Source organism: Cytophagia bacterium CHB2 (genome assembly GCA_030263535.1).
Taxonomy (GTDB): domain Bacteria; phylum Zhuqueibacterota; class Zhuqueibacteria; order Zhuqueibacterales; family Zhuqueibacteraceae; genus Coneutiohabitans.
Map to the genome: position 1 here is coordinate 1 of SZPB01000371.1, position 6,281 is coordinate 6,281.

8 protein-coding genes and 1 tRNA gene are annotated in these 6,281 nt (G+C 47.9%); 8 read left to right on the plus strand and 1 reads right to left on the minus strand.

The features are described from left to right. The first annotated feature begins 246 nt into the window (after positions 1 to 246). The 8 genes from FBQ85_25030 to FBQ85_25065 all read left to right on the plus strand — a co-directional run bounded on the left by FBQ85_25030 (position 247) and on the right by FBQ85_25065 (position 6,199). Entirely contained in the window at positions 247 to 1,047 is an 801-nt protein-coding gene (locus FBQ85_25030) for a hypothetical protein (GenBank protein MDL1878397.1), read from the plus strand. Positions 1,048 to 1,188: 141 nt separating this feature from the next. Then, entirely contained in the window at positions 1,189 to 1,440 is a 252-nt protein-coding gene (locus FBQ85_25035) for a helix-turn-helix transcriptional regulator (protein MDL1878398.1), read from the plus strand. After that, a complete protein-coding gene (locus FBQ85_25040) occupies positions 1,437 to 2,843 on the plus strand; it encodes a hypothetical protein (GenBank protein MDL1878399.1) in 1,407 nt (468 codons plus the stop codon). Before FBQ85_25035 ends, FBQ85_25040 begins: the two co-directional genes overlap by 4 nt. Positions 2,844 to 3,048: 205 nt before the next feature. Further along, the gene (locus tag FBQ85_25045; protein ID MDL1878400.1) at positions 3,049 to 3,537 is read left to right on the plus strand and encodes a hypothetical protein; all 489 of its coding nucleotides are present in this window, start codon (positions 3,049 to 3,051) and stop codon (positions 3,535 to 3,537) included. An 87-nt stretch (positions 3,538 to 3,624) separates the two neighbouring features. Beyond that, positions 3,625 to 3,930, plus strand: a complete 306-nt coding sequence (locus FBQ85_25050) for a hypothetical protein (protein ID MDL1878401.1) — start codon at positions 3,625 to 3,627, stop codon at positions 3,928 to 3,930. 198 nt (positions 3,931 to 4,128) lie between these two features. Next, positions 4,129 to 4,389 (plus strand): hypothetical protein, encoded by a 261-nt coding sequence (locus FBQ85_25055; protein ID MDL1878402.1) that lies wholly within the window; start codon positions 4,129 to 4,131, stop codon positions 4,387 to 4,389. Between the two features lie 90 nt (positions 4,390 to 4,479). After that, complete coding sequence (locus tag FBQ85_25060; GenBank protein ID MDL1878403.1) at positions 4,480 to 4,644, plus strand: toxin-antitoxin system HicB family antitoxin; 165 nt, start codon at positions 4,480 to 4,482, stop codon at positions 4,642 to 4,644. A gap of 13 nt (positions 4,645 to 4,657) precedes the next feature. Then, complete coding sequence (locus FBQ85_25065) at positions 4,658 to 6,199, plus strand: recombinase family protein (protein ID MDL1878404.1); 1,542 nt, start codon at positions 4,658 to 4,660, stop codon at positions 6,197 to 6,199. Here FBQ85_25065 and FBQ85_25070 read toward each other — a convergent pair. Next, positions 6,185 to 6,260, minus strand: a tRNA-Asn gene (locus FBQ85_25070). The two genes, FBQ85_25065 and FBQ85_25070, sit on opposite strands and share 15 nt — an antisense overlap. Positions 6,261 to 6,281 lie beyond the last annotated feature (21 nt).

Here is a 6,281-nt window from a genome sequence, read left to right on the forward strand (position 1 = left end):
CGGGCCATCGAGAAAGAAAATAAAAGACGAAAATCCTGCAATCCGCGACTGCCGGTCTATCGAAATCAATGGAAACTTGTGATTAGTCTCATGAAAGAGTTTGGTTCAAGCAACATAAATACACCCTACTTCACGCCTTCAGTCGATTCTGTGCGACAGCTTGCTTATCGGTATCGGTGTCGTACTAAACGGCAGGCATCCAAAAGACGAAAGTGACTATGCCATTTAACCACGCGAACGCTCGATATGAAATCAAATTCCAAAGGCTACTCAGCGGCGGAAATTAATTGGGCCCGGAAGCTTTATGACGATGGGGTTCTTCCTGATGATGCCCCTTCTTTTGCGAGAAAGGTGTTGCGAGTCGTCAATGAAATAATGCCAAATCCCTTACCTGAACATCTCCTTCGAGGATTGGCAGAGCCTCAGTTGAGGAGTGACGAGCAAATTTTTAGCAGCGCTCGTGATCAATTGATGAAGATTAAACAAAATCTTTCTCCAGTTGGAATTCGCGTCTCGTTTGATCCATTGAAAAATGAGATCGGTGAAATCGAGAAATCAGGAATTCGCAAGAAGGGCATCGTGTTTCGAGAGAAAAGAAGGGATGAGTTGTTAGACGAACTACATCTTCACTTGGATGGTGCCTTACGCACGCTCGATGCAATTATTCAACATTCGAAGACGGAATTCGGCAAGTTGACAGAGGATCTGAGCCACAAAATAAAAGTGGCGCTCGCGCGCTCTGTCTGGGAATTGAAAAGGCTAGTCGAGAGAGAAGCAAGCAGGCGTAAACAGAAGGGGCTGCGTGTTGCGCAATTCAGAAACGAGTGGAAGGTTGTGAGTGAATTATTTGTTTCACTTTATTCAGACAAACTTGAGAAATGCGCTGAGTCTTTGCCTTACTATGTGAAGCAATTCCACCCGGCATTGGAAGTCATTCGGTCGCAATATTTGCGGCGTGATCCAGGCACGCTGCGTCGCTTTGCTTATCGCTACGGTAAGAAATCTCGCAATAAACGAATGTCTGAACACAAGCAAAAGAAGCGTTGATCAACTGGCAAGTGTCACTTTCGAGGCCCAAATAGGTTCCTATTTGGGCTTTTTTGTTTTAAAGGTGTGACAAGAGCAAAACGAAAATCTATCGAGAGTTGTCACAGGCAAGGAGAAAATTTTCTTCTTAGATTTCTGCCCATGAAAAATCTCAATCTAAAATTTTCTCGACTTCGCGCCGGCCTTACGCAACTTCGGCTTTCAGAGCTTTCTGGCGTGCCTTTGTCAAGGGTTTCAAAGATCGAAGCGGGCTACGCCACCGCGTATTTGGATGAGCTTGAGGCATTTGCACGTGTGCTTGGTGTTACACCAAAGAGCCTTTTGACAACGAGCAAAAAGAATCAAATGATGGCGGTAGATGCGCTGGATAAAGTCGAGAGAGGAGTACAATGATTGAATATTCCTCAAGGGCTTATGAGTCTGCGGGGCCACCACCGTTTGCCGAGGACGCTGAAAAAGCGTTGCTGGGCGCGGTTTTGATGAACAATGAGGCTCTCAAGAAGTTGACAAGCACGCTGAGGTCTTCTGATTTCTACGTGCCGGCACATCAGAAGGTTTTTTACGCCATCGTGGAGCTTGCCAACAGGAAGATTGCCGTTGACGCTATCACTCTGGCTGATGAATTATCTCGGCGGGGACAATTGGATGAAATTGGAGGGCGTCCTTTCCTTTCTGATTTAGTGAATGGCGTTATTTCATCGGCAAACGTTGAAGTTCACACCAGCATCATTCTTGAGAAAGCGAGAAAACGGCGTCGAATTGAGCTACTGCATCGGGGGATTGAGCTATCAAGAAACGGCTCGACGGAGGAAGAGTTTTCGAGTCTCCTCGCTGATTTGCAAAACACTCGTTATAAATCAGTTTCAAAGGAATATTTTATGGATGCGATGCCTCCAAAAAATCTTGAAATCGAAACTCTTGTTCCCAATTTCGCCTTTGCAGGCTGTGTGACTTTGGTCGCCGGCAAAAGCGGTACAATGAAATCGTTGATGTCGCAATGGCTGTTGAACAAAGCGGGAATTCCAAGCCTGTACGTTGTTGATTTTGATCTTTCCAATCATGCGTTTCACGTGCGGCAAAATGCGATGCAAAATAAGTGCGTCGTTCCTGTTGCTGTCAATCCCGACGCAAGCTTTGACCCCACCTTCGGTTCTGAACGGTTCTGGCAAGGGTTAGGGGAGAAGGTAAAGCAACATCATGCGCGGGTTGTTGTGTTTGATACGGTTCTTGATTTTCTAAGTGGGGAATACAATCGCGCAGGTGACTTAAATTTTCCCCTTCAAAAATGTCGGGAATTCGCAGCAAGGAATAATGTCGCGGAGGTTTGGATAACTCATACCAAGAAGACGGCGTGGGATCGCGATGAATTGACGCTTGCGGATGTTTCCGATTCTCGCGTGCTCGTGACGAAAAGCGACCTTGTCTTGCTGTTTCAAACGGCTCAAAGCGCGCGAAAACCTGGTGCATTTCTTCTCAAAGTTGGCATGGCGAAGAACCGGCTTGGAAAACTGTCGGACGCAATCACTTATCGGGTTGATACTCCAGAAAGTGACGCTTTGGGGCATTTCGATTTCATTGAGTCAAATGAGACGTTTCCACGAAGAATGTCTGCTGCGGTGGCTGGTGCAATTGTCGATCTTGAGGATTTACTACGTGATGGCCCACGCCCAGCAAAAGATATTGAAGAGCAGATGAAAGCTAAAGAACACAGCCCGAAGATCATTCGTTCTGCGCGAGAGGAGATTTGCAAAAAGCCGGTGAAAGTTGGTGACATATGGTTTTGGGAACTCAAGTAGGTTTCAACTTGCCCATTTTGCTGCTGCTATAGAGTTGACATTTGGGCAAGTTGACGGAAGCAAGCGAGTGAATACTGATAATCTACTGAATTACCACGAACTTGCCCAACTTGCCCATTTTGCCAGACGGTTTGACGACAGGAAACAACTGTGGAGCCGTTTTCAGCCGTTTTCATCGGCAACCAAAACGGAGCATTGAAAAACCATGAAGAGCAAACACAGGAGTAGTAACGGCCGTTTTCTTCCCGGCAACTCCGGCGGGCCGGGCCGGCCTTCAAAACCATTTCGGAAAGCCTATTGGGATGCAACCAGTGAAGAAGTCACCGTTAACGATTGGCGAGCGATTGTAAGGCAAGCGAAGGTTGACGCGCTTGGCTATGAAATGCAGGGCAAAAAGAGAGAAACGATCAAGGATTCAACGCCACAAACACGGCACCAGGCACGCATGTTTCTTGCCCTCTACTTGCTTGGCAGGCCAGCGCAAGTTACCTGGGTGCTGGAGTCCGAAGTTGCATTTGGAGAAGCAGCGGAAATGCTGCGACTGAAGGCGCAAGAGATTGGCGTTGAGGTTGAAGGTGACCCGGCGCTTCAGGCGATCATACAATCGTTAGAGCAACAGGCCGGCACAGCACGCGAGCGGAGATTGGCAAAGATTTCGTCAAACGGTCACACACGAAGAAGGCCAGTATCCTGAGCGAAATGGCATATTTGTATGTGGTGAAATGCGCCGGAAGGGGCGTTAAGTTGTTCATGAATGCTGTTCTACGCTGCTGCTAACTGAATGAAAAACAAAAAGAAGAAGGGCGAGACTATCCCCTCGCCTGAGAAAAAACGCTCGATCCGGCTCCGGTCGGTCTCGGACGTGAATCGGCTTTTGGCCAAAATCATCAATGACTTGTTGCGGAATGAGACGGAGGAATCGAAGGCAAGCAAGATAGGGTATCTCTGCAATATCATGATCAAATCGTTCGAAGTTTCGGATATAGAGAAACGAATAACCGTTTTGGAACAACGTCACAGCGCAGAAAAAGTAGGTCATGAGCCACAGGACGCGATTAGAGAAGCTCGAAAAACGAGTGTCGCCTAACATTCATTTCCGAATTATCCTGCCGTATGATGGCCCACTCGAGGAGTATGACGTTGGAGAGGCGGAAAGAAACGCTTCTCTCAGCGGCATCTTGATCAAGCCAATGCCAATGGATTTGGATGAATACTACTCATTCTTGCTGAAGCACGTCGCAACGAGCAATGACGACAAGAGCGCATAAGGAATCATAGAAAGCATTTGAAGAGCCAGAAACGACAGAATCAGCTTGAGTGTCATGAGCGGCTGTCCGCTGAGACATTCGAGAAGCCGGCGCGGTTGCGAGGTGGGCGCGGCTTGCCTGCGGATGCGGATTTCTTGCGGCAGACGGCTTCATTCTGGCAACAAAAGACCGGCGTGGCATTCTCACAAGAAGAAGCGCGCGAAACGGTTGAAAATCTTGCCGGCTTCTTCCGAGTCCTGGCCGAGTGGGAGAATGCCGAAAACTCAAAGAAAAAATAGTGACCTGGCAAATTTGTTGTTGACATTGAAAAGTAACTTGGCTATTTTGTCACATGAAAGGGATTTCACTGATTGGCACAAAGGTCGAGCATGGCTAGACAAAAGACGGATAAGCAAAAGTTGCGGATGATCCACGTTCGCATTACAGACGATTTGCATAAGCGCCTGAGAATTAAAGCGGCGGAACTGGACACGACGATACAAGATTGGGTGGGCGAATTGATCGCGCGGGAATTGGAAAAGAAGACAAAATAATTCGAGCCGAGATTTGAGCGAGCAGCCACAAAAAGCGGTGATTTATGCGCGGGTTTCGAGCAAAGAACAGGAAAAGGAAGGATATTCGATCCCGGCTCAACTCAAGCTTCTGCGTGATTATGCCATGCAAAAAGGCTTTTCGGTAGTCCAGGAATACGAGGACGTTGAAACGGCAAAACACGCCGGTCGCACCAATTTTACCGAAATGGCAAAGTTTCTGAAAGCGGAAAGCAAAAAAGGCGAATCGGCGAACAGGTGCAGAGCCATATTGGTTGAAAAAACAGATCGTCTGTATCGAAATCTAAAAGATTGGGTGATATTAGACGAGCTTGTCGTAGAAATTCATTTTGTCAAAGAAAACTTTGTGTTGTCTGAGGATTCGCGTTCGTCGGAAAAACTCATGCACGGCATTAAAGTTCTCATGGCAAAAAACTACATCGACAATCTTTCGGAAGAAACGAAAAAGGGTATGGCGGAGAAAGCGGCACAGGGCGTTTACCCCGGCGGTGCCCCGCTTGGCTATTTGAACACTCAGGCCGAGGGCAAACGCATCATTCAGTTGAATCCCGAGGTTGCGCCGTTGATTGCCAAGCTTTTCGAGTGGTATGTGACGGGCAAGCATTCGCTGCTTGAAGTCGCTAAGATGGCGACGGCGGAGGGCCTGACCTATGGGAAGGCAGGCAGCAAGATTCACCGCAGCTTGGTTCATCGCATACTGACCAACCCAATTTATTACGGCGGCTTTAGGTGGAAAGGAAAGCTGTACGAGGGTAAGCATGAGCCGTTGATTTCAAAGGGGCTTTTCGATGCGGTGCAAGAACGCTTATCGGACATGGGGAAACCTCGTGCACAGCAGCGCAAATACAGATGGGCATTTCAAGGGCTGGTCAGTTGCGGTCATTGTGGTTGCGCTTTGACGGCAGAAATTCAAAAAGGGAAATATGTCTATTATCATTGCACCGGCAACCGAGGAAGATGCCCTGAGAAATATGTGCGCGAAGAAGAGATTGCCAGACAGTTCGGCCAGGCATTAAAGGCGATCAAAATGGACGACGAGGTCTTGGCGTGGGTTACGCTGGCGTTGCGTGAAAGCCATCGCGATGAAAAGCAACATCATGATGAGATGATAGCCAAGCTGCAAAGGCAGTATCAAAAGCTACAACATCGCATTGATCAAATTTATGTCGATAAGCTTGACGGGGAGATTTCGGCGGAACTCTTCGAGCGCAAAAGTGCGGAATGGCGAAATGAACAAGCGGAGATTTTGCGTACCATAGAAAAGCACCAGGCCGCCAATCAGTCGTATCTTGAAGAAGGCATCAAACTTTTGGAATTGTCACAAAGAGCAGTGAGTCTCTACGAAATGCAGCCGATGAAGGAAAAACGCCGTCTTTTGGATTTCGTGTGTTCGAACTCCGTTTGGAAGAACGGCGAGTTAATTCCATCCTATCGCAAGCCCTTTGATTTGCTTGCGCTTACCAATGCTACCCACCAAAAAGAAAAGGCCAACATGGGCGATCATGTTGACCTTAGTCCTATCTGGCTCCCGAGGTAGGATTTGAACCTACGACCTAGTGGTTAACAGCCACCCGCTCTGCCGGTTGAGCTACTCGGGAGTATTTTGCGACACCCAATAT